This window comes from Rhizobium sp. CF122 (genome assembly GCF_000282035.1).
Taxonomy (GTDB): Bacteria; Pseudomonadota; Alphaproteobacteria; order Rhizobiales; family Rhizobiaceae; genus Rhizobium.
Map to the genome: position 1 here is coordinate 52,081 of NZ_AKKA01000068.1, position 21,836 is coordinate 73,916.

The window sequence follows — 21,836 nt, forward strand, 5'->3', positions numbered from 1 at the left end:
ATGCTGATCGATACGCATTGCCATCTGGATTTTGCCGACTTCGAGGAGGAGCGCGACGAGATCGTCAAGCGCGCGCACGACGCGGGCGTCAAGCAGATGGTGACGATCTCGACGCGCGTGCGCAAGCTCGACGGGCTGCTCGCGATCACCGAGAAATATCCATCCGTCTTCTGTTCCGTCGGCACCCATCCGAACAATGCCGGCGATGAGCTCGACATCCAGACGGACGATCTCGTGCGGCTGGCCAATGCCCACGAGAAGATCGTCGCGATCGGCGAGGCCGGTCTCGACTACTTCTACGACACGCAGAAGCCGGAAGACCAGCAGACCGGATTGCGGCGCCATATCGATGCGTCGCGTGAGACACAGCTGCCGCTCGTGATCCATAGCCGTAGCGCCGACGAAGACATGGCGGCGATCCTGACCGAGGAAACGGGCAGGGGGGCGTTCCCCTTCATCCTTCATTGCTTCTCGTCGGGCGCCGAACTCGCAAGCGTCGGCGTTGAACTCGGCGGCTACGTCTCCTTTTCCGGCATCCTGACCTTCCCGAAGTCGGAGGAGCTTCGCGACATCGCCAAGACGGTCCCGCACGATCGCCTGCTTGTCGAGACGGATGCGCCCTACCTCGCGCCGAAGCGATGGCGGGGCAAGCGCAATGAGCCGTCCTATGTCGTGAACACAGCCGAGGTTCTGGCCGAGACGCTCGGCCTCAGCTATGCCGAGATGGCACGGATCACGACGGAAAACGCATTTCGCATTTTCTCAAAGATGCCGAGGATCTGACAGCGTGGGCTACAGACGGCGTTTCACCATTCTCGGCTGTTCGTCGTCGCCCGGCGTTCCACGCATCACCGGCGATTGGGGCGCATGCGATCCGACCAATCCGAGGAACCGGCGTACGCGTGCTGCCTTCATGGTGCAGCAATTTGATGACAACGGTGGCGCTACGACGGTCGTTGTCGACACCGGACCGGACTTTCGCGAGCAGATGATCGCGGCTCGCGTCACGCACATTGACGCGGTTCTCTATACGCATCCGCATGCAGACCACATTCATGGTCTCGACGACCTGCGCGGCTATTTCTATGGATCGCAACAACGCGTCCCTATCCATGCCACCAAGGAGACGATGGATCGCATTCGCCAAGGATTCGGCTATTGCATGGAGACGCCGCCCGGCAGCAACTATCCGCCGATCGTCGAAACCAAGGTCATTGAAAGCATTGATGTGCCACTGCGGATTGCCGGCGCCGGAGGCACGATTTCATTCCACCCACATACACAGCAGCATGGTGATATAACGTCCCTCGGATTCCGCATTGGTGGTGTCGCTTATTGCAGCGATATCAGTGACTTCCCTCCGGAAACTGTAACAAAACTTCAGGATCTCGATGTCCTGATCATCGACGCGCTGCAATACCGGTATCATCCCAGCCACCTGTCGCTGGAACAATCTCTGGATTGGATCGACCGTCTGAAGCCGAAGCGGGCTATCCTGACCCATATGCATACCCCGCTGGACTACGATACTGTTATGGCCGAGACGCCGGACCATGTCGTACCGGCCTATGATCAAATGAGCTTCGATATCGAGTTGGCGGAGCTGGAAACCGCCTGACGAGCCATCAGGCGCCTGAGGTTTGCGCGCAGATCAGCCCGCGCTTCGCGCCCTCTGCTCGGCCTGCGCAGCCACATAGTTGCGCCAACCGCCATAGTCGGTGATATCGGTCGCCGCGGTGATCGCTGCTGGCTCCACAAGAAAGCCTTTCACCACGGCTCCGTCAGACAAAGTGATCGAACCGATTCCGAGAGGCGAGGGTATCGCAGCCACGAATTGCCCAAAGGCAGCAGGCGTCAATCGCCAGACTTCCACATCGATGCGGCCACCTTTGCCGGGCTCGACACGGATCATCCCGGGCTTTGCGGGCACCTGGCCGGCAAGCGCATAGAGCCGGTAGGCATCCGATGTCTGCGCCGCCCGCGAAAACACAGCGTCGAGGTCACGCAGTTGGACATTCAGCTGCATGCCGGATAGATGCGCACCGACGACAACAAGATCGATCATCTCGCTCTGGGCATTTGTCGTCGGTTTCGGCGGCGCGGCGGGCAGGGGCCAGCCTGTGGCGCCCAGGCTCACACCGGCGGCCTGGTGGATCTCTCGTGCAAGAGCCGCCGTCAAACTATCCCGGCCCGACAGCGCCAGCAGCGTTACGCTTGCCGGCAGGCCGTCGGTACGTTTGCCCGTCGGCACGGCGATCCCGCACATATCGAGTAGATTGACGAAATTGGTGTAGGTCCCAAGCCGTGAGTTCTCGCGGATCGGCTCGGCGGCGAAGTCGGCCAGCGTGTAGTGGCTTGGCGCTGTCGGAACGCAGAGAAGATCGACAGAGTCGATGATCGGTTGCACGGTCTTCTTCAAAGCCTGAAGGGCGTAGAGACCGTTGAAGGCATCGGCAGCGCTGAGTGTTCTAGCGGCGCCATAGATCTTGCGCGTGACCGGATGGAAGCTCGTTTCGTTGGCATCGAAGAAGGCCTTCACGGCAACATAGCGTTCAGCCACCCAGGCACCTTCGTAGAGAAGATTGGCGACCTTGTAGAAATCCTCGAACGGCACCTCGACGAGGCGATGGCCGAGCGTTGCCAGCAGCTCGAGCGCGTTTTCGTACGAAGCTTCCATGGCGGCGTCGCCAAAGAATTGGCGGTCGGCCTTTGCGGGAGTTCCGATGGTCAGGACCGGCGGAAGCAAGCCATAGCCGGCGGCAGGGATGTCCTTCGAATAAGCATCCGCCACATCGTAACGGGCGACGGTGCCAAAGACACGCCAGGCATCATCGACGGTCAGGGCAAAGATGGACACGCAGTCGAGCGTGCGGCAGGCAGGTATGACACCCATTGTCGAAAGGGCGCCGACACTCGGCTTGAGTCCGACGATGTTGTTGAGCCCCGCCGGGACGCGGCCGGAGCCGGCGGTATCCGTTCCCAGTGCGAAGCTGACGATGCCCTGCGCGGTGGCGACAGCAGAGCCGGAGCTGGAGCCGCCTGGAACGAGGTTGGCGTCGATAGCGTTGCGAGGGATCGGATAGGGCGATCGGACACCCACCAGTCCCGTCGCGAACTGATCGAGATTGGTCTTGCCGATGACGAGCGCACCGGCTTCCTTCAACAAGCGAACGACGGTTGCATCAACTGTCGGTAGATAAGAATAGTCCGGGCAGGCGGCAGTCGTCGGCATGCCGGCAACATCGATGTTGTCCTTGACGGCGAGGGGGATACCCCAAAGCGGCTTGGCCTCGGCGTCAAACGCACCCAGCGCATCCGCCTCGGCAAGCAGGGCCTCACGATCTGCGAGGTGAAGAAAGATGCCCGGATCGTTGACCTCGGCCAGCCGTGCGAACACCCTGTCGATGATCGTGTGGGCAGTTCCGCCCCCAGCGTAGAATGCGTGCAGCGATGCGATATCGAAAGCCGGTGCGCCGGTCATGCTATTTCCTCGTCCAGAATCTTCACGGGCCGATCCCATTGGATCAGCACGACGCAGCCGGTGTCACTCCACACGGAGTGTTCTGTCCCGGCCGCATTGACGATGTAACTGCCGCGCCCATAGTCGCCGGCCTCATCGGATTGGGTGCCTTCCAGGACCAGGATGGTCTCGAGCCCCTCATGGCGATGCCGTGGCACAGACGCGCCAGCCTCGTATTTCAAAAGGGCGACGCCCGGTTGATCGTTTTCGAAAGGGCGGATCCAATGGATAGTGACGTCTTCAAGAAATGGAGAGAAAGTCAAGTTTTTCCAACCGCCTAGGGTAAGGAGTTCACGTGTCGTCTCAGGCATGGCCGACTACCTCCAATATGTCGTCCACATGTGCAGTCCAGCCGACGATCGCGCCCTGGGCGCGGATCATGGCGATGGCGGCTTCCTTGAATTCGGGAAAATAGCTCTCGGTCGCTTCTTCGGCGAGGAGGCACTCGTATCCGCGATCATTGGCTTCGCGCATGGTCGTCTGAACGCAGACCTCGGTGGTGACGCCGGCAAAGACGAGCTGGCTGATGCCCCTCGCTTTTAAGACGTCCCCGAGTTCGGTGGCGTAGAAGGCACCCTTGCCCGGTTTTTCGATCACGATCTCGCCGTCGATAGGGGCAAGCTCAGGCAGGATCGCCGTACCAGCCTCGCCGGCAATCAAGATCCGACCCATTGGTCCATCATCGCCGATCCTGAGGGTTGGCTTGCCGCGGTTGCGCTTGGCAGGCGAGAGATCGGAAAGATCCGGCTTGTGGCATTCCATGGTGTGAATGACAGGCAGGCCGGCATCACGAAATCCTTGAATCAGCCGTTTGACATCGGGAACGATATTGGTGATGCGGCTGACATCGTTGCCGAGGCTCGCGCCGAAGCCGCCGGGCTCGGCGAAGTCGCGCTGCATGTCGATGACGATCAGTGCCAGTTGGTCGGACTTCGTCGGAAAGGCAAAAGGTTGCGCCTTGATGTCAGCCATCAGTGATGTCCTGCCATATGCGCACCAATGACCGAGATATCAGCCGCCAGCGCCGGGGTTTCGTAGACGAACTTGCCTCCCGAGATGACCATGATCCGGTCAGACATCTCCAGCAATTCGTCCAGATCTTCAGACAGCAGCAGCACCGCCGCACCGGAGTTGCGCGCCCTCATGATGCGCGCGCGGATTTCCGCCACCGCCGAGAAGTCAAGGCCAAAGCAGGGATTGGATACGATCAGAAGATCGACCTCGCCCGTCAGTTCACGCGCAAGCACGGCACGTTGCACATTGCCGCCGGACAGCGCAGCGATCGGTGATGCAGACGAGGCGGTCTTGACCTTGAAGTCGGCGATCAGGTCAGTCGCCCGCTTCTTCATTTTGGCCTTGTTGAGCCAGATTGCGTCCTTACCGTCCTGCTTCAGATCGAATGTACGGAAGGCGAGATTCTCGCTTACCGTCATGCGTGGTGCGCAGGCATTCTGCAGGGGTTCCTCCGGAATGAAGCGCACACTGTTCCTGCGCGTTTCCAGCCGGGTCGCTCCGTAGGCGTTACCGTTTACCAGCACGCTACCTGCCTCGGTCGGTCGTTGGCCGGCAAGAATCTCGGTCAGTTCCTTCTGCCCGTTGCCCGATATGCCAGCGATGCCGACGATTTCGCCGGAGCGAACCGTCAAGTTCTCGATCTCGATGGTCTTCAGGCCGGAGCGATCAGGAGCCTTGACCTTTTCCACCTTGAGAACAGGCTTCGCCATTTTCGATACCGGCACGCGCGTGTCGAGTTCGGCGAGCTTGACGTCGCCGATCATCGTGGAGGCCATCTCTGCGGTCGACATCTCGCCCACCTTGCCGCCGCCGACCAGCTTTCCGCGTCGGAGGATAGAGACGGCGTCGGCGAACTTGGTGACCTCATGGAACTTGTGCGAAATCATCAGCACGGTCAGTTCGCCGCGTTCGGTCATGCCGCGCATGAGCCCGAGCATCTCGTCTGCCTCGGCGGGCGTCAGTACGGATGTTGGCTCATCGAGCACGAGAAAGCTGCGGCCGAGATAGAGCTGTTTGACGATTTCGAGTTTTTGCTTTTCACCGGCGGCGAGCTCCTTGACCGGACGATCGAGCGGGATCTTGAACGGCATGCGCTCCATGAAGGCTGCGAGATCCTTGCGCTCCTTGGCCCAATTGATCACGGCGGGCACGGCGGCGCGGCTGATGACGAGGTTTTCCGCACCTGTCAGCGACGGCACCAGCGTGAAGTGCTGATAGACCATGCCGAGCCCATAAGTCGCCGCATCCCTGGGGGAGGCGATTACCACTTCGCGGCCATCGACTGAGAGCGAACCCGAAGTCTGATGGTAGAAGCCCATGATGCATTTGACGAGAGTCGACTTGCCTGCACCGTTCTCGCCGAGGAGGGCGTGGAAGGTGCCGGCCGGAATGTCGATTGAAACACGGTCAAGTGCGGTGAAGCTGCCGAACCGCATGGCAATGTCGAGTGTCTGAATACCGACGGCCTTGCCGGACTGGGGAAGAGGCGTGTCGCGTACAATGCTCACTTCAGATCTCCTTTTCGACGAAGGGCACGCAAGGACGGCATCAAGGAAGCGCCTCGATCAGGGTTGTCGAATTGGACACCGATCCGAAGACACCGCCCTGCATCTTCACCATCTTAATGGCGGCGAGGTGATTGCCGTAGTCGGTGGCGCCGCAGCAGTCCTCGAGCAGCAGGCACTCGAAGCCGCGATCGTTCGCCTCGCGCATCGTCGTGTGAACGCAGACATCGGTCGTGATGCCGGTCAGGATGATGTTCTCGATCCGCTTCTGGTTGAGGATCAGTTCCAAATCCGTAGCGCAGAAGGAGCCCTTGCCGGGCTTGTCGATGATTGTCTCGCCCTCGGTCGGCTTCAGCTCGTCGATAATGTCCCACCCTGGTTCTCCACGAATGAGGATGCGGCCGCAAGGGCCGGCGTCGCCGATGCCGGCGTTGATGCGCTGTGAGCGCCAGCGCTTGTTCGCGGGCAGATCCGCGAGATCGGGGCGATGCCCTTCGCGGGTATGAATGATGTGGTAGCCCTTGGCGCGCAAGGCGGCGAGCACGTTCTTGATCGGCTCGATAGGCGCCCGCACTAGCGACAGGTCATAGCCCATGTGATCGACATAGCCGCCCTTGCCGCAGAAATCGGTTTGCATGTCGATGATGATGAGTGCCGTGTTGTCGGGCCTCAGTGCACCGTTGTAGGGCCAGGGATAGGGATCGGCATTGATGTAGTGTCCTTTGGTTTCGACCATCGCGTCCATCGTTTTCTCCTATTCCCCCGCAAGCTTGAATGTTTTTCCAGCCCGTCGAATCCGCCGGGACCGTCCATGGCAGATCATCTATTTCGCGAGCGACAACGCGCCGGGCGCTCCCGCAAGCGAGCGGGTGGGCGACGAAGTCGCGATTAGAATAGCCAGTGTCAGCACGTAGGGAGCCGCGTAGAAGAGATAGTAGCCCTGGGTGACGCCGACGGACTGCAGGGCAGGGCCCAGCGCACCCGCGCCGCCGAAGAGAAGCGCCGCCAGGAAGCAGCCGATCGGGTTCCAGCGTGCGAAGATCACTAGTGCCACCGCCATCAGGCCCTGCCCGGAGGAGATGCCTTCGTTCCATGAGCCCGGGTAGTAGAGCGAGAGATAGGCGCCCCCGACGGCGGCAAGCGATCCGCCGACGACCGTGGCCAGCAGGCGCACGCGGTCTGGGTTGATCCCCATCGCACGTGCCGCGTCGGTACTGTCGCCGACGACGCGCAACACAAGGCCGATCCGGGTATTTCTGAACGCCCACCACAGAAAGAGCGCAAGTACGCCGCCCAGGATGAAAAGCGCATTGATGTTCAAGGCCGCCTGAACCTGCGGAAGATCGGACCAGGCACCTAGCTGGATCGACGGCAGATGTGGCGCTGCCGGCTGGATGAAGGGCTTGCCGAGAAAGAAGGCAAGCCCGAGGCCGAATTGCATCATGGCGATGCCGATCGCGATATCGTTGACCTTCGGCCACTTGCAGATCCATCCGTGCACCAGGCCAAAGACCGCACCGGTGCCCATGGCTGCAAGTACACCAAGCCAGGGCGAGCCGCTGAGCACGGCGATCGCGTAGGCCGTCATGGCGCCGAAGACCAGCGTGCCTTCCAGCCCGAGATTGATGCGGCCGGAGCGTTCGGTGATGGTCTCGCCGAGGCTGACGAAGATGAAAGGTGTCGACACGCGGATCGCGCCTGCGAAGATGGCGAGGGGGACGCCCCAGATGCCGATGCCGCCCGCGTCCATCATGCACTCCTTTTCCAGAGGTCGGGATTGAAGATCTTGAAGCGGCCGTAGAAGGTCTCGCAGAAGAGGATGACGACGAAGAGCGTGCCCTGCAGCACCAGTACAGTCGCGTCAGGCAATGCCATGCGGCGCTGAATCAGCCCACCCGACGCATCGATGCCGCCAAGCAGGACGGCGACCGGAATGATCGCTAGCGGATTGTGTCGCGCCAGGAAGGCGACGAGGATGCCCGTATAGCCATAGCCCGCCGCCAGCGAGGCATTGGCGCTACCCTGGACGGCAGCGACTTCGATCATTCCGGCAAGGCCCGCGAAGCTGCCGGCGATCGCCGTGAAACCGACGATCAGGCGGCCGACAGGCAATCCCTGGATCTGTGCGGCACGAACGTTGCCGCCGGCGATACGCGCGGCAAAGCCGTAGCTCGTCACCTCGATCAGCACCCAGGAAGCGATGCAGGCGACGACGCCGATGGCGAGCCCCCAATGCACGTCCATTCCGGGCATCTTGCCGAGCATGTACTCCGCGGGTAGGGGAGATGTCGAGGGTTTGTTCAGGCTCGCCGGATCGCGCAGCAGCCCTTCGACGAACTGGTTCATCAGGGCAATGGCGATATAGGCGAGCAGCAGAGAGGAGATCGTCTCGTTGACGCCGCGATAGTGCCGGAGGAAGCCTGCAAGGCCAATCCAGATGCCTCCGACGACCATGGCCGCTGCAGCCATGAGCAGCAGGACGAGGAGAGCAGGCAGCATCCCGATGAACGGCAGCGCAATCGCAGCGGCGGCGACGCCGCCCAACACTACGGCGCCCTCGCCCCCGATGATGACGAGCCCCAAACGGGCCGGCAAGGCGACACACAGTGCTGTCAGAAGAAGCGGGGCGGCCCGGCTAAGGCTGTTCTGGATCGAGAACCAGCTGCCAAAGCCGCCCGTGTACATCAGTTGGAACAAGGTGGCCGGCGGTTTGCCGATCACTAGGATGAAGATGGAGAAGAGCGCCAGCCCGATCAGGATCGCGCCGAAACTAATGACAACAGGTTCCGCTCGCCGTGCCAGCCATTCGAGGACGGGTCTCAGTACGGAAGATCGTTCGGAAGCGATGGAAATTGCGGCAGTGTTCGCCTCGACTGTCATGACGCTTCTCCCTCTGGCTTAGGCCGTGGATCCGACGACGCCTTCCACCAGGTAGTCCATGCTCTCGAGCTCGATAGCATCTTCGGCATAGCTCTTGCCGGCCGCGACGACGACGTTGCCCTTGTTGTCCTTGATCGGCCCCTTGAAGACGGAGAACTTGCCGGTCATCATTTCGGCTAGCGTGGCGTCGAACTTCGTCCGTCCTTCCGCGGGCACGGCAGGCCCCAGTGGACTCATCTTGACGAACCCGTCTTTGAGGCCGCCGCGCACGAAGTTGCCGAGCTTTTCGCCGGCCTGCAGCTTCTTTACGAAGTCGGTATAGACGTTACCCCACGCCCATTCCGCGCCGGTCAGGTATTTTTCAGGTGCCAACGGGCTCTGGTTTGCATGGTAGCCGCAGACAAAAGCGCCGCGTCCGGCAGCCGTTTCGACGACAACCTTCGGGCTGTCCACGTGGCAGGTAATCACATCCGCGCCCTGGTCTATCAGTGCGTTGGTGGCTTCAGCTTCCTTGACGGCCAGCGACCACTCGCCCGTAAAGATGACCTGGCAGGTGATTGACGGATCGACCGCGCGCGCGCCGAGCAGGAAGGCATTGATGTTCTGCAGCACCTGCGGAATGGGCTTGGCGGCGACGAAACCGATCTTCTTGCTCTTCGACGTATAGCCGGCCACGACACCGTTCAGATATTGGCCCTGGAAGATGTAGCCGAAATACGAACCGGTGTTCGCCGGGTTCTTGCTTTCCTGCCAGAGCCCGCCGCAGTGCCGGAACTGAATGTCCGGATACTTTGCCGCCATCGCCAGCATATGCGGGTTGAAATAGCCGAACGACGTCGGGAAGATCAGCGTCGCGCCGTCGAGGTTGATCATCGATTCCATCGTCTTCTGGACATCGACCGTTTCCGGGACATTTTCTTCTTCTACGATGGTCACGCCTGGCAGCGCCTTTAGCGCTGCCGCGCCTTCGGCATGCGCCTGGTTGTAGCCGTAATCGTCCTTGGGGCCGACATAGATGAAACCCACCGTCAGCGCGCTCTGGGCGAGGGCGCGGCTTGGCAGCAGGCCAGGCGTCAAAGCGAGTGCGCCGGCTGCGGAAGCCTGCAGGAAATGGCGGCGGTTCATGGAAAGGAGTCTGGTCATCGGAATGCTCCTTGCGGCAAGGGCCGGTTCGAAAACGTTGCAAGAAAGTGTATGCAATGACCGTGCCAGATTATAAACTATTGTTGTTATTGCGTAAAAATAGGTGTAGATATGGAGCTGTGCAAACTGTATGCAGATTGTTGTCGTTAAGTGATTAAAAAATAATCCGAGAATTATGTTTGGGCATGAATGGCCGCATTCGGATTTAAAGCCATTTTCGTGTTTGTCAGAATGGACGAATAACCCACTAAAAAGACGAAACTATTTGACTTTTCAGAATACTGGGTGAATCTGTATACAATCTAGGGAAGTCAGCGCGAACGTGAATCAGGTCAAACGCAGACAAGTGGTAAGAGCAGGCACGACCGTCGAGCAGATGGTCCGCGCGATGGCTGATATGATCGTCACGGGAGCGTTGTCGCCGGGCGAGAAACTCGATGAGATTTCGCTTGCAGCGCGTTTCGATGTGTCACGAACGCCGGTTCGCGAAGCGTTGCGCGAGCTTGGCGCGATGGGCTTGGTCGATCGAGAACCGAACCGCAGTGCGATCGTGGCCAATGTCACGGAAGCCTATCTTCATTCGATGTTCGAGGCGATGTCGGAATTGGAAGCCATTTGCGCGCGCCTTTCGGCCGAACGAATGACCATTGATGAAAGACGGGCGCTCGAGTTTTCGCACCGCAGTTCCGCAAGGCTCGTCCATGCCGGCGCCAAGGACGAATATGCCGCGCACAATACCGAGTTTCACTCGCTGCTTTATCGCGGCGCGCACAATGATCACATCTTCGAGCTGGTGACGCAGACACGCGCACGATTGGCGCCATTCCGTCGCGCGCAGTTCCGGCTGCCTGGTCGCTTGGCAAAATCCTATGACGAGCACGACGTCATCGTGACCGCGATCATGCGTGGCGATGTAGCGGCAGCCGGTCAAGCGGCTTATTCGCATGTCGCCATCGTCAGCGATGCGAGCATCGTTTTCGCCACAGCAAAGGGTGAGTGACTTTCTCACTGTGCATCGGCATAGGTTCATAGCTAGTTGAAAGAGAAGGTCTTTATAAATCCAATCGGAGCGTCTTGATGAAGTTCGTTTAAGGATCTCGATGACGTCTCATGTTCCATAATCTATCTTATCCGACTTATGGGTGTAGCCGGGTACATTCTATTTCCAAGTGCGACATGCTTATTAAAACAATGGCTTCGCCTTGGAGATATATGCATGTCCCTTTGCTATTCGCAGCTCACCTTGCCTGATCGCAGACGTCTTTTTCACCTGAGAGAACGCAAGGTTTCCGTCTCGGAGATTGCCCGCCAGCTCGGCCGTCATCGCTCGACGATCTATCGCGAGCTTAAACGTAATACGTTCCAGGATCACGAGTTTCCGGAATATAGCGGCTATTACAGCGGTATCGCCAACGACATGAGCAAGGAGCGCCGACGACGGCTGCGCAAGCTCAGGCGTCATCGTACGCGCCCACTGATCTGTGCCCTTTCTTTGTGCGTGGACTGCCCTACAATTCCCTAGGACAGCCGGAGCCGTTGCCATGCGCGCCTTTCTCGCAGTTTTCATTCTGTGTGCCGCGTCTTTTGTTTTGCTTGCGACCACCCGCGCCGAAGATCCGATCGACACGACGCGCACGATGATCGAGGCGCAGATCAAAGCGTTCCTGAACGAGGATGTTGATACCGCCTATTCCTTTGCTGCGCCCGGGATCAAGGCGATCTATCCTGACAAGAACGTCTTCTTCGCCATGGTCAAGAAAAGCTACGAGCCGGTCTACCACCCGGGAAACTATGCCTTCGGGCGCAGCCGCTCGATCGATAATGGCGCCATGATCTATCACGAAGTGCTGATATCAGGGCGTGACGGCAAGGATTGGACAGCCGTCTATCAGGTGGCGCGTCAGTCTGACGGAAGCTACAAGATCAATGGTGTGCAGATCGTACCAAATACGGAAAGCAAAGGCATCTAGAGTAATGCCGGGAAAGCGCGTCGCGATTTTCCGTCTGGAATTGCGCAAAGCAAGAGATCAGGCCGCCGACCGGTTCCATGGCATGCGGTTGAGCAGGATCGCCATGCCGCACCAGCCGGATATGCCGGCGAAGGCAAGCGCCGCGCCGAACAATCCGGCGACGACGAAGCCCGCCGGGGTGAGGAAAAAGCCGGCAAGGACCGACAGCAGCACGAGGAACCCGACGGCGATCTGCACTTGACGGAAGATCGTCAGGCGCGGGGCAGTGACGCCAACCACCGGTAGGCCTTCCGCCTTCCAGGCAGCGATGCCACCCTCGAGATTAAAGACCTGATACCGGCTGCCCGCCTCGGCTGCCAATCGCTCGCAGGCCTGCTGACCGCGGCCGCCCTTCAGGCACTGGAATACGACCTTGCATCCGGCCGGGACGGAAAGGACCCGGGTCAGGTTTCCGACCTCGGACAGAGGCAGGGAAAGGGCCGAAGCAATATGCTCGCTGCGGAACTCCTCAGGCTCGCGGACGTCGATTAGAACCGCCTCGCCCGAGGCGATCCATTCCCTCGCGTTGCGAGGCGCCACCGTCTTCACTTCCTGCTTCATGATCTAATCCTTCCTGCAGAAGCGGTTGTAGAGAACTTCCATGATCTCCAGCGCCGCCGGATCGCTGATAAAATAATAGAGCGTGCGGTGGTCACGCCGGAAATCGACGAGACCTTCCTTCTTCAGTTTCGCGAGGTGCTGGGACATCGAGGTCTGGCCGATGCCGGTTTCCCCGACCAGCGCACCGACGCTCTTTTCGCCGGCGGCGAGCAGGCAGAGGATCAGCAGCCTGTGTGGGCTCGCAAGCCCGCTCAGGAACTCCGCGGCCCCCTCGGCATTGCCTTTCATCTCCATCATGAAGTCCGTCATCGGCACCTCTTTACATTTCATTGTTTATTGATATCACATTTTTACGAAATAAAAAGCGCAAGAATATGGATCGAAGCGATGAGCAAGGATTACAAGCAGATCACCCGCGACATCTCCACTTATACCGGCGAACTCAGAAAATTGGCGCCGGAGGCGATGCAGGGATTCTACGCATTGGCCAAGGGAGCGAGCGCCGACGGGGCCCTCGACAAGAAGACGAAGGAACTGATCGCGCTGGCGATCGGCGTCACCCAGCGCTGCGACGGCTGCATCGGCTTTCACGCCAAGGCGCTGAAGGAGCTCGGCGCGACCCGTGAGGAGGTCGCCGAGGTCATGGCGATGAGCGTTTATATGGGCGGTGGCCCGGCGCTGATGTATGCCTCGGACGCGCTGCGCGCCTACGACCAGTTTGCCACGGCGTAAGGCTGCTCAGACCGGATCGATATCGCCCCTCGCCCATTCCTCCATGGTCTCGGCCATGAAATCGGCGAAGCGTCCCTCTGCGATCGCCTTGCGGATGCCCTGCATCAGTTCCTGATAATAGGCGAGATTATGCCAGGAGAGCAGCATGCCGCCGAGCGCCTCATTGGCGCGCACGAGGTGATGCAGATAGGCGCGTGAGTAGTCGCGCGAGGCCGGGCAGTTCGACTGTTCGTCGAGCGGGCGCATGTCCTCGGCATGACGGGCGTTGCGGATATTGACCTTGCCTCGGCGGGTGAAGGCAAGCCCGTGCCGGCCGGAGCGGGTCGGCATCACGCAGTCGAACATGTCGATGCCGCGCGCGACCGACTTCAGGATATCGTCAGGCGTGCCGACGCCCATGAGGTAGCGCGGCTTCTCCGTGGGGAGGACCGGCAGCGTTTCTTCGAGCATCTTCAGCATGACGTCCTGCGGTTCGCCGACAGCAAGACCGCCGACCGCATAACCCTTGAGATCGAGATCGGTCAGCGCTGCCGCCGACCGGATACGCAGCGAGGGTACATCCCCACCCTGCACGATGCCGAACATTGCCTTGCCCGGCTGATTGCCGAAGGCGACCTTGCATCGTTCGGCCCAGCGTAGCGACAGCTCCATTGCACGCTCGATTTCGTGCGGTTCCGCCGGCAGCGCCACGCATTCGTCGAGCTGCATCTGAATGTCTGAATCAAGCAGTCCCTGGATCTCGATCGAGCGCTCCGGCGACATGTGATGCAGGCTGCCGTCGACGTGCGACTTGAAGGTCACGCCCTGCTCGTCGAGCTTGCGCAGGCCCGAGAGGGACATCACCTGGAACCCACCGGAATCGGTCAGGATCGGATGCTCCCAGCGGATCAGCTTGTGCAGGCCGCCGAGGCGGGCAACGCGTTCGGCTGTCGGGCGCAGCATGAGATGATAGGTGTTACCGAGGATGATGTCGGCGCCCGTTTCGCGAACCTGATCGAGATACATCGCCTTGACGGTGCCGACGGTCCCGACGGGCATGAAGGCCGGCGTGCGGATTGTACCGCGCGGCATCGAGACTTCGCCCAGGCGAGCACCGGCGTCGGTCTTCTTGAGGGTGAACTGAAAGTTCTCGGTCATTTAGTCTTTCCGGAAAAGAAGGCTGGAATCGCCATATGAATAGAAGCGGTAGCCCGTCGAAATCGCGTGCTGGTAGGCTGCTTGCATCGTCTCGAAGCCCGCAAAGGCCGAAACGAGCATGAATAGCGTCGAGCGAGGCAAGTGGAAGTTCGTCATCAGCATGTCAACCGCCTTGAAGCGGTAGCCTGGCGTGATGAAGATGCCCGTGGCGCCCGCCCAGGCACGGATCTCGCCGTTCTCCTGCGCAGCACTTTCGATCAGCCGCAGCGATGTTGTGCCGACGCAGACGATGCGCCCGCCCCTCGCCTTGACGGCGTTGAGGCTCGCCGCCGTCTTGGCGCTGACATAGCCGCTTTCCAGGTGCATCTTGTGATCGGCGGTATCATCCGCCTTCACGGGCAGGAAGGTACCGGCACCGACATGCAGCGTCACGAAATGCCGCTCAACACCCGCCTTGTCGATGGCTTCGAAAAGCGCAGGCGTGAAGTGAAGCCCGGCGGTCGGAGCGGCGACGGCGCCCTCCTCGCGGGCATAGATCGTCTGATAGTCGGCGCGGTCGCGCTCATCCTCGGCGCGTTTGGCGGCGATGTAGGGTGGCAGCGGAATATGCCCGACTGAATGGATGGCCTCGTCGAGCATCGGTCCGGAAAGATCGAAGGCAAGCGTGACTTCGCCGCCCTCGCCCTTTTCCTCGACAGTGCATTCAAGCTTGCCGAGCAGGCAGCTGTTTCCGTCATGGCCGAAGGAAATGCGATCGCGGATCTTGATGCGCTTGCCGGGCTTGGCAAAGGCCTTCCAACGGCTGGCGCCGATGCGCATATGCAGCGTCGCCGAAACCTGCTGACCGCCGGCGCCTTCGCGGTGACGGATGCCCTCGAGCTGCGCTGGGATCACCTTGGTGTCGTTGAAGACGAGCGCATCCCCTGCCCTCAGGAAATCTGGCAGATCGCTGACCCGATGGTCGGATAGCTGTACGTCGCCGGCCGGATCGACGACAAGCAGGCGCGCGCTGTCGCGCGGCTCGGCAGGCCGCAGGGCAATCCGTTCATCCGGCAGGTCGAAATCAAAGAGGTCTACGCGCATCACTCAAATCCGGGCAAAGCGAAACCCGCCCCACGCTTTCGCGCAAGGGCGGGTTTCAGCAGAAATCACAATCAGACGTCGGCAGCAACCCGCATCGAGACGATCGAGTCCGGATCGACAACAGGCTCGCCCTTCTTGATCTTGTCGACGTTGTCCATGCCTTCGATGACCTGGCCCCAGACGGAGTACTGCTTGTTCAGCCACGGAGCGTCCGTGAAGCAGATGAAGAACTGCGAGTTTGCGGAGTTCGGGTTCTGCGAACGGGCCATCGAGCACGTTCCGCGAACATGGCTGACAGCCGAGAATTCCGCCTTGAGGTCGGGCTTTTCCGAACCGCCCATGCCGGCGCGGCTGGGGTTGAAGCTTTCGCCGCCCTTCTTGCCGAACTTCACGTCGCCGGTCTGCGCCATGAAGTCGTTGATGACGCGATGGAAGACAACGCCGTCATAGGCCTTCTCGCGAGCGAGCTCCTTGATGCGGGCGACGTGTTCTGGCGCCACTTCCGGCAGCAGCTGGATGACAACGTTGCCCTTGGTGGTTTCCAGGATGATGGTGTTTTCGGGATCCTTGATCTCGGCCATTCTTCTTCTCCTACTTGTCTTGAAACTTACTTCTTGCCGACGGTGACCTTGATCATCCGGTCGGGGTTGCTGACTTCGCCGTTCTGGCCTTCGCCACGCTTGATCTTGTCGACATTCTCCATGCCGGAGACGACCTTGCCGACGACCGTGTATTGGCCGTTGAGGAAAGAACCGTCAGCAAACATGATGAAGAACTGCGAGTTTGCCGAGTTCGGATCCTGCGAACGGGCCATGCCGACCGTACCGCGAACGAAAGGCGTCTTCGAGAATTCGGCCGGCAGGTCAGGCATATCGGACCCGCCGGTGCCGGCGAGGCTTGCGTCGAAGCCCTTTTCCATGTTGCCAAACTTCACGTCGCCGGTCTGAGCCATGAAGCCTTCGATGACGCGATGGAAGGCAACATTGTCATACGCGCCCTTCTTGGCAAGCGCCTCGATCTGGGCAACATGCTTCGGCGCGACGTCGGGCATAAGCTGGATCACGACAGGGCCGTCCTTCAGCTGGATCGTCAGCGTATCGCCGGACTGCGCGAATGCGTCGCCGGCGAACGAGGCAAGATAAAGCACGCCTGCAAATGCGAGATAGAAGAGTTTCATGTTAGCTCCGTTGCGGCGAAAAATGTCGCCTAGGATTTGCGCTTGGATTGAAGTGCTTTCAAGACGGCAGCCGGCACAAAGGCGCTGACATCGCCTCCCATGGCCGCGATTTGCCGGACCAATGTGGCAGTTATGGGCCGGGAGGCCGTTCCAGCCGGCAGGAAGATGGTCTGGATATCAGGCGCCATCTGCCGGTTCATGCCGGCCATCTGCATTTCATAGTCGAGATCTGTGCCGTCCCGCAGGCCGCGGATGAGCAGTGTCGCTCCGTGAAACCGCGCCGCGTCGACGACGAGATTGTCAAAGGCAACGACGGAGATATCGCCCACCTTTTCAGGCAGCGCTTCCGCAAGCGACCGGCGGATCAGATCTGCCTTCTCGTCAAAGGAAAAGAGCGGCGTCTTGCCCGGATGTATGCCGATCGCAACGATAACCTTGGATGCAACGCTCAGCGCCTGGATAAGCACATCCAGATGTCCGTTGGTGATCGGATCGAAGGACCCCGGATAAAAAGCTTTCGTCATTGGTCTAGCCGTTTGTTTCGACGCCTTTTGTCATGGATGAAGGCTGCCCGCAAGTCATTGCCGATCACTGAACAGCTGATGAACGCGGCATTCAAGGCGGCTTCAGGTGAGCTCACTATAACGAAGAGCGTCAACCCCGATGTCATTCCGGCATCGGTCCTCCCCGGAAACGCTCATGCTGATCATCCTCGTTGTTTTCGCTGTCATCGTCTCGCTGCTTGCCGAATTTTTCTACGGCTACGTGCAAGATCTTCAGGATGCAGGTTGGGTTCGGCCAAGCGTGCGGGAACACTACACAATCGTGCGTGCGACTGGAAACGTGGCGTTTAAACCGATTAAAGATTCTGAACGTCAGATGAACGAGGCATTCAAAGTCGCTTCAGATCGGCCTTGGTAAACGACCGGTCAATACCCCTGGAACCATTTTCGCACGCATGCGTTCACTCAACCGAAGCGTAACGCGATACGCCGCACAAGGAAGAAAATATGCCCAACAAGATTACCATGATTAATGCTGTCTGGATGGTAATGATGACCGGTATGCTTGCAGCGACAGTCGCGCTCTACGATCACAAAGTGGATGCGTCCAAGGTATATGGTCCCTATGCGTCGGTACGCGCGACGATAGCGAGCCAGTACTAAGGAACGTGAACGCAAAACCCAGGAGGATTGCTCATGTTCACGATATTGACGGTGCTTACTGCCCTTATCAGTATCATGTTTGTCGTGTCCGTGGCTTCCACCATTTCAGCCCTTCGCCATGAAAGCAAAGAGGTAAAGAAGGTTGATGGAAAGCACAGCTGGTTCTAACCGCTGTCGCCATTCTGGGATCGAAAATTTCAGCCACTGAAGGCCGGATGAATTGAGTTCGTCCGGCCTTTTTCCTGCCCAAGGATGGTGCCAGCGATCCCTGTTCCACGATGTTTACGCGAGACTTTCTAATCTTCGATGCGTCGCACCATGATGACGTCGTCGATCTCTCTGTTGTCATGCATAAAACCGCCGGGAATACGCCCGGCCTCATGGAAGCCTTCGCGTTCATAAAACCGTATGGCAGCCATATTCTCAGCGCTGACCGCGAGCTCCAGCTGTCGGATACCGTTCCCTCGCGCATAGCCCACCGTCGCATCCAGCAGTGACTTGGCGCAGCCGCCACCCCTTTCACAACGACGCACATAGACCATTATCAGCGTTGCGCGGTGCGCCATTCTACTGGCACGTTGTCGGCTTAGACCCATAATGCCAACAGGATCATCATGCCTGAAGGCCACGAATACCGGCCCGTCGATCAGCCGTTTGCGCCATTCTTCATCTGTGAGCGCCTCCCAGTCCTCGGCGCTGCTGGCAAAGGCAGCGGGCTCGAGCCGCAGCGCTTCCAGGCGAATACGCTGGAAAATGGCAACGTCATCAATACCGAGGATTCGGATCAATCTGCTCTCCATTCGACTCCAGCGCTACTATTCGAGATGGTTGAGGCAGCGCCTCTTGGTTTCCGACAAAAAGAAAACCGGGCAGCGGAACTGCCCGGTTTTCAAGCTCAGAATAGCAACACATCAAGCTTCCGTGTCAGGTGCGCTTTCCGGGGTCGGGGCAATGTCGTCACCAATCTCGGCAACGTCTTCTGCCTCTTCCTCAGGCTCGCTGATGCGCTCCACCGATACGACCTTCTCATCCTTGGCAGTTGAGAAGATGGTGACGCCCTTCGTTGCGCGGCTCGCGACGCGGATGCCGCCCACGGGAACACGGATCAGCTGGCCGCCGTCCGATACCAGCATGATCTGGTCGCCGTCGTTGACCGGGAAGGCAGCCACAAGCTCGCCGATCTCGGCCGTCTTGGACGTGTCGGTGGCGCGAATGCCCTTGCCGCCGCGGCCGGAAATCCGGAAGTCGTAGGAAGAGGAGCGCTTGCCGAAGCCCTTTTCGGAAACCGTCAGCACGTATTGCTCGCGTGCCTTCAGTTCCTCGTAGCGCTCGTCGCTCAATTGACCTTCCTCAGTCACCTCCTCGCCGACCAGCGAGATTTCCTCAGCGTCACCCGTCGTCAGGCGCCGCTCGCTTGCGGCTCGCTTCAGATAGGCTGCACGCTCCCAGGGTTCGGCATCCACGTGTCCGACAATCGTCATCGAGATGATGCGGTCGCCATCGCCGAGGTTGATGCCGCGAACGCCGATCGAGTTGCGGCCAGCGAAGACGCGGACATCATCAACGGGGAAGCGGATGCACTGGCCGAGTGCGGTCGTCAGAAGCACATCGTCATGCTCGGTGCAGGTCTCGACGGAGAGGATTTCGTCGCCCTCTTCCTCGAGCTTCATCGCGATCTTGCCATTGCGGTTGACCTGGACGAAGTCGGAAAGCTTGTTGCGGCGAACAGTCCCGCGTGTCGTCGAGAACATGACGTCGAGCTTGTCCCAGCTCTCCTCGTCCTCGGGCAACGGCAGGATCGTCGTGATGCGTTCGCCAGGCTCCAGCGGCAGCATGTTGATGAGCGCCTTACCACGTGCGGTCGGCGTGCCGATCGGCAGGCGATAGACCTTCTCCTTGTAGACGATACCGCGTGAGGAGAAAAACAGAACCGGCGTATGTGTGTTGAGAACGAATAGCTGGCTAACAAAATCCTCGTCGCGCGTGGTCATGCCGGAACGGCCCTTGCCGCCACGGCGCTGGGCACGATAGGTCGTCAGCGGCACGCGCTTGATGTAGCCGAGATGCGAGACGGTCACGACCATGTCTTCGCGGGCGATGAGATCCTCATCATCCATCTCAAGGCCGCCGTCCATGATCTCGGTGCGACGCGGCGTGCCGAATTCGTCGCGAACGGCTGCGAGCTCGTCCTTGACGATCGTCTGGATGCGGATTCGCGACGACAGAATTTCCAGGTAATCCTTGATCTCTTCGCCGATCTTGTTGAGTTCATCGCCGATTTCGTCGCGGCCGAGAGCCGTCAGACGGGCCAAACGCAGCTCAAGGATGGCGCGCGCCTGCTCTTCCGAGAGGTTATACGTCAGGTCCTCGTTGATGCGGTGCCGCGGGTCATCGATCAGGCGGATCAGGCTTTCGACATCGGATGCCGGCCAGCGGCGTGTCATCAGCTCTTCGCGGGCAGACTGCGGATCCGGCGCCTGCCGGATCACGCGGATCACTTCGTCGATGTTGGCAACGGCAATCGCCAGACCCACCAAGACGTGGGCTCGTTCGCGGGCCTTGCGCAGTAGAAATTTCGTTCTCCGGCTAACAACTTCCTCGCGGAACGAGACGAAGGCACGGAGCATGTCAAGCAGCGTCAGCTGTTCCGGCTTGCCGCCGTTCAGCGCCACAATGTTGCAGCCGAAGGAGGTCTGCAGCGGTGTATAGCGGTAGAGCTGGTTCAGGATGACGTCCGCATTGGCATCGCGCTTCAGTTCGACGACGACGCGATAGCCCTGGCGGTCCGATTCATCGCGCAGGTCGGAGATGCCTTCGATACGCTTGTCGCGCACCAGTTCGGCCATCTTCTCGATCATCGTCGACTTGTTCACCTGATACGGGATCTCGGTGATGATGATCTGTTCGCGATCGCCGCGCATCGGCTCGATGGCGGCGACACCGCGCATGATCACCGAACCGCGGCCTGTCTCGTAGGCCGAGCGAATGCCGGCACGACCGAGGATCTTGGCGCCGGTCGGGAAGTCAGGACCCGGAATGATCTGCATGATCTCGGGCAGTTCGATCGCCGGATTGTCGATCAACGCGATGCAGCCGTCGATGACTTCGGAAAGATTGTGCGGCGGGATGTTGGTCGCCATGCCGACGGCAATGCCACCTGCTCCGTTGACCAACAGGTTCGGGAACTTGGCGGGAACGACGACAGGCTCGGAGAGCGTGCCGTCATAGTTGTCACGGAAGTCGACCGTTTCCTTGTCGAGATCGTCGAGCAACGAATGCGCGGCCTTCTGCAGGCGGCACTCGGTGTAGCGTTCGGCCGCCGGCGGATCGCCGTCGACAGAGCCGAAGTTGCCCTGGCCGTCGATCAGCGGCAGTCGAAGCGACCAGTCCTGCGCCATACGCGCCAGCGCGTCGTAGATCGCCGCGTTGCCGTGCGGATGGTATTTACCCATCACATCCCCGGTAACACGGGCGCATTTTACGTATTTCTTGTTCCAATCGATGCCGAGTTCGGACATGCCGTAGAGGATGCGCCGGTGCACGGGCTTCAGGCCGTCGCGCACATCAGGCAGGGCGCGGCTCACGATAACGCTCATCGCGTAGTCGAGGTACGACCGCTGCATTTCCTCCATGATGGAGATGGGCTCGATGCCTGGCGGGAGCTTCCCGCCGCCGGGGGGTGTTTGCTCAGTCAAAACGGATCACGATCTCTTCTAGAATCACTTGAAGATTTATAGCGGAAAGGCTGTTCCTGCGCCAATTTTGGCAAGGGTTTTGAACAGTCTTTTGCGGTCTTATGAGGGCAATTTTGGCCTCAACGGCAACAATTTACGCCATCCAGAGAGCGGCATTTGCCAAATTGATTTCTCCGCATCACAATTGCCCAAAACCAAGCGTTCATATGGGCTC

The 21,836-nt window shown here is 59.7% G+C and carries 23 protein-coding genes and 1 pseudogene; 7 read left to right on the plus strand and 17 right to left on the minus strand.

Features of this window, described 5'->3' with window-relative positions:
- Together PMI09_RS11900 and PMI09_RS11905 are read left to right on the plus strand one after the other, a co-directional pair.
- A complete protein-coding gene (locus PMI09_RS11900; protein WP_007793504.1) occupies positions 1–783 on the plus strand; it encodes a TatD family hydrolase in 783 nt (260 codons plus the stop codon).
- Positions 784–787: 4 nt separating this feature from the next.
- On the plus strand, positions 788–1,618 hold the full coding sequence (locus PMI09_RS11905; protein WP_007793506.1) for an MBL fold metallo-hydrolase: 831 nt from the start codon (positions 788–790) through the stop codon (positions 1,616–1,618).
- Positions 1,619–1,651: 33 nt separating this feature from the next.
- Here the strand turns inward: PMI09_RS11905 and atzF are convergent, their stop codons facing one another.
- The 8 genes from atzF to PMI09_RS11945 all read right to left on the minus strand — a co-directional run bounded on the left by atzF (position 1,652) and on the right by PMI09_RS11945 (position 10,062).
- Positions 1,652–3,481 (minus strand): allophanate hydrolase, encoded by a 1,830-nt coding sequence (atzF, locus tag PMI09_RS11910; RefSeq protein WP_007793507.1) that lies wholly within the window; start codon positions 3,479–3,481, stop codon positions 1,652–1,654.
- Complete coding sequence (locus PMI09_RS11915; protein WP_007793508.1) at positions 3,478–3,831, minus strand: cupin domain-containing protein; 354 nt, start codon at positions 3,829–3,831, stop codon at positions 3,478–3,480. Before PMI09_RS11915 ends, atzF begins: the two co-directional genes overlap by 4 nt.
- On the minus strand, positions 3,824–4,492 hold the full coding sequence (locus PMI09_RS11920) for a cysteine hydrolase family protein (RefSeq protein WP_007793509.1): 669 nt from the start codon (positions 4,490–4,492) through the stop codon (positions 3,824–3,826). The genes PMI09_RS11915 and PMI09_RS11920 overlap by 8 nt, the downstream gene beginning before the upstream one ends.
- Positions 4,492–6,042, minus strand: coding sequence for an ABC transporter ATP-binding protein (locus PMI09_RS11925; RefSeq protein WP_007793512.1), 1,551 nt, complete (start codon positions 6,040–6,042; stop codon positions 4,492–4,494). Before PMI09_RS11925 ends, PMI09_RS11920 begins: the two co-directional genes overlap by 1 nt.
- Positions 6,043–6,082: 40 nt before the next feature.
- Positions 6,083–6,784, minus strand: coding sequence for a biuret amidohydrolase (biuH, locus tag PMI09_RS11930; RefSeq protein ID WP_007793516.1), 702 nt, complete (start codon positions 6,782–6,784; stop codon positions 6,083–6,085).
- Between the two features lie 78 nt (positions 6,785–6,862).
- Positions 6,863–7,789, minus strand: a complete 927-nt coding sequence (locus PMI09_RS11935; RefSeq protein WP_007793519.1) for an ABC transporter permease — start codon at positions 7,787–7,789, stop codon at positions 6,863–6,865.
- Entirely contained in the window at positions 7,789–8,919 is a 1,131-nt protein-coding gene (locus PMI09_RS11940; protein ID WP_007793521.1) for an ABC transporter permease, read from the minus strand. Before PMI09_RS11940 ends, PMI09_RS11935 begins: the two co-directional genes overlap by 1 nt.
- An 18-nt stretch (positions 8,920–8,937) precedes the next feature.
- Positions 8,938–10,062 carry a BMP family ABC transporter substrate-binding protein gene (locus tag PMI09_RS11945; protein ID WP_007793524.1) on the minus strand — a complete coding sequence of 375 codons (1,125 nt, stop codon included), beginning with the start codon at positions 10,060–10,062 and terminating at the stop codon, positions 8,938–8,940.
- A 322-nt stretch (positions 10,063–10,384) separates the two neighbouring features.
- On the opposite strand from PMI09_RS11945, the gene PMI09_RS11950 reads away from it, so the two are divergent.
- From PMI09_RS11950 to PMI09_RS11960, 3 genes and pseudogenes are all read left to right on the plus strand, one after another.
- A complete protein-coding gene (locus PMI09_RS11950) occupies positions 10,385–11,062 on the plus strand; it encodes a GntR family transcriptional regulator (RefSeq protein ID WP_007793530.1) in 678 nt (225 codons plus the stop codon).
- A 216-nt stretch (positions 11,063–11,278) separates the two neighbouring features.
- Positions 11,279–11,530, plus strand: a pseudogene (locus PMI09_RS30340) (helix-turn-helix domain-containing protein); the annotation flags it as partial.
- A 73-nt stretch (positions 11,531–11,603) separates the two neighbouring features.
- On the plus strand, positions 11,604–12,032 hold the full coding sequence (locus PMI09_RS11960; RefSeq protein ID WP_007793537.1) for a DUF4864 domain-containing protein: 429 nt from the start codon (positions 11,604–11,606) through the stop codon (positions 12,030–12,032).
- Positions 12,033–12,089: 57 nt separating this feature from the next.
- On the opposite strand, the gene PMI09_RS11965 is transcribed toward PMI09_RS11960, so the two are convergent.
- The gene (locus PMI09_RS11965; protein WP_007793539.1) at positions 12,090–12,632 is read right to left on the minus strand and encodes a rhodanese-like domain-containing protein; all 543 of its coding nucleotides are present in this window, start codon (positions 12,630–12,632) and stop codon (positions 12,090–12,092) included.
- Between the two features lie 3 nt (positions 12,633–12,635).
- On the minus strand, positions 12,636–12,941 hold the full coding sequence (locus tag PMI09_RS11970) for an ArsR/SmtB family transcription factor (protein ID WP_007793543.1): 306 nt from the start codon (positions 12,939–12,941) through the stop codon (positions 12,636–12,638).
- 78 nt (positions 12,942–13,019) lie between these two features.
- Between PMI09_RS11970 and PMI09_RS11975 the strand changes: the two genes are divergently transcribed.
- Positions 13,020–13,364 (plus strand): carboxymuconolactone decarboxylase family protein, encoded by a 345-nt coding sequence (locus tag PMI09_RS11975; protein WP_007793546.1) that lies wholly within the window; start codon positions 13,020–13,022, stop codon positions 13,362–13,364.
- A gap of 6 nt (positions 13,365–13,370) precedes the next feature.
- On the opposite strand, the gene tgt is transcribed toward PMI09_RS11975, so the two are convergent.
- From tgt to coaD, 5 genes are all read right to left on the minus strand, one after another.
- The gene (tgt, locus tag PMI09_RS11980; protein WP_007793549.1) at positions 13,371–14,501 is read right to left on the minus strand and encodes a tRNA guanosine(34) transglycosylase Tgt; all 1,131 of its coding nucleotides are present in this window, start codon (positions 14,499–14,501) and stop codon (positions 13,371–13,373) included.
- Positions 14,502–15,584 (minus strand): tRNA preQ1(34) S-adenosylmethionine ribosyltransferase-isomerase QueA, encoded by a 1,083-nt coding sequence (queA, locus tag PMI09_RS11985; protein WP_007793552.1) that lies wholly within the window; start codon positions 15,582–15,584, stop codon positions 14,502–14,504.
- A 71-nt stretch (positions 15,585–15,655) separates the two neighbouring features.
- Positions 15,656–16,165, minus strand: a complete 510-nt coding sequence (locus PMI09_RS11990; RefSeq protein WP_007793554.1) for a peptidylprolyl isomerase — start codon at positions 16,163–16,165, stop codon at positions 15,656–15,658.
- A gap of 26 nt (positions 16,166–16,191) precedes the next feature.
- Entirely contained in the window at positions 16,192–16,761 is a 570-nt protein-coding gene (locus tag PMI09_RS11995) for a peptidylprolyl isomerase (RefSeq protein ID WP_007793556.1), read from the minus strand.
- Between the two features lie 29 nt (positions 16,762–16,790).
- Positions 16,791–17,285 carry a pantetheine-phosphate adenylyltransferase gene (coaD, locus tag PMI09_RS12000; protein ID WP_007793558.1) on the minus strand — a complete coding sequence of 165 codons (495 nt, stop codon included), beginning with the start codon at positions 17,283–17,285 and terminating at the stop codon, positions 16,791–16,793.
- A 175-nt stretch (positions 17,286–17,460) separates the two neighbouring features.
- Between coaD and PMI09_RS12005 the strand changes: the two genes are divergently transcribed.
- Positions 17,461–17,682 (plus strand): hypothetical protein, encoded by a 222-nt coding sequence (locus PMI09_RS12005; protein ID WP_007793560.1) that lies wholly within the window; start codon positions 17,461–17,463, stop codon positions 17,680–17,682.
- A gap of 541 nt (positions 17,683–18,223) precedes the next feature.
- Here the strand turns inward: PMI09_RS12005 and PMI09_RS12010 are convergent.
- Together PMI09_RS12010 and gyrA are read right to left on the minus strand one after the other, a co-directional pair.
- The gene (locus PMI09_RS12010) at positions 18,224–18,727 is read right to left on the minus strand and encodes a GNAT family N-acetyltransferase (protein WP_007793567.1); all 504 of its coding nucleotides are present in this window, start codon (positions 18,725–18,727) and stop codon (positions 18,224–18,226) included.
- 111 nt (positions 18,728–18,838) lie between these two features.
- Positions 18,839–21,622 (minus strand): DNA gyrase subunit A, encoded by a 2,784-nt coding sequence (gene gyrA / locus PMI09_RS12015; RefSeq protein WP_037082860.1) that lies wholly within the window; start codon positions 21,620–21,622, stop codon positions 18,839–18,841.
- Between the last annotated feature and the right edge of the window lie 214 nt (positions 21,623–21,836).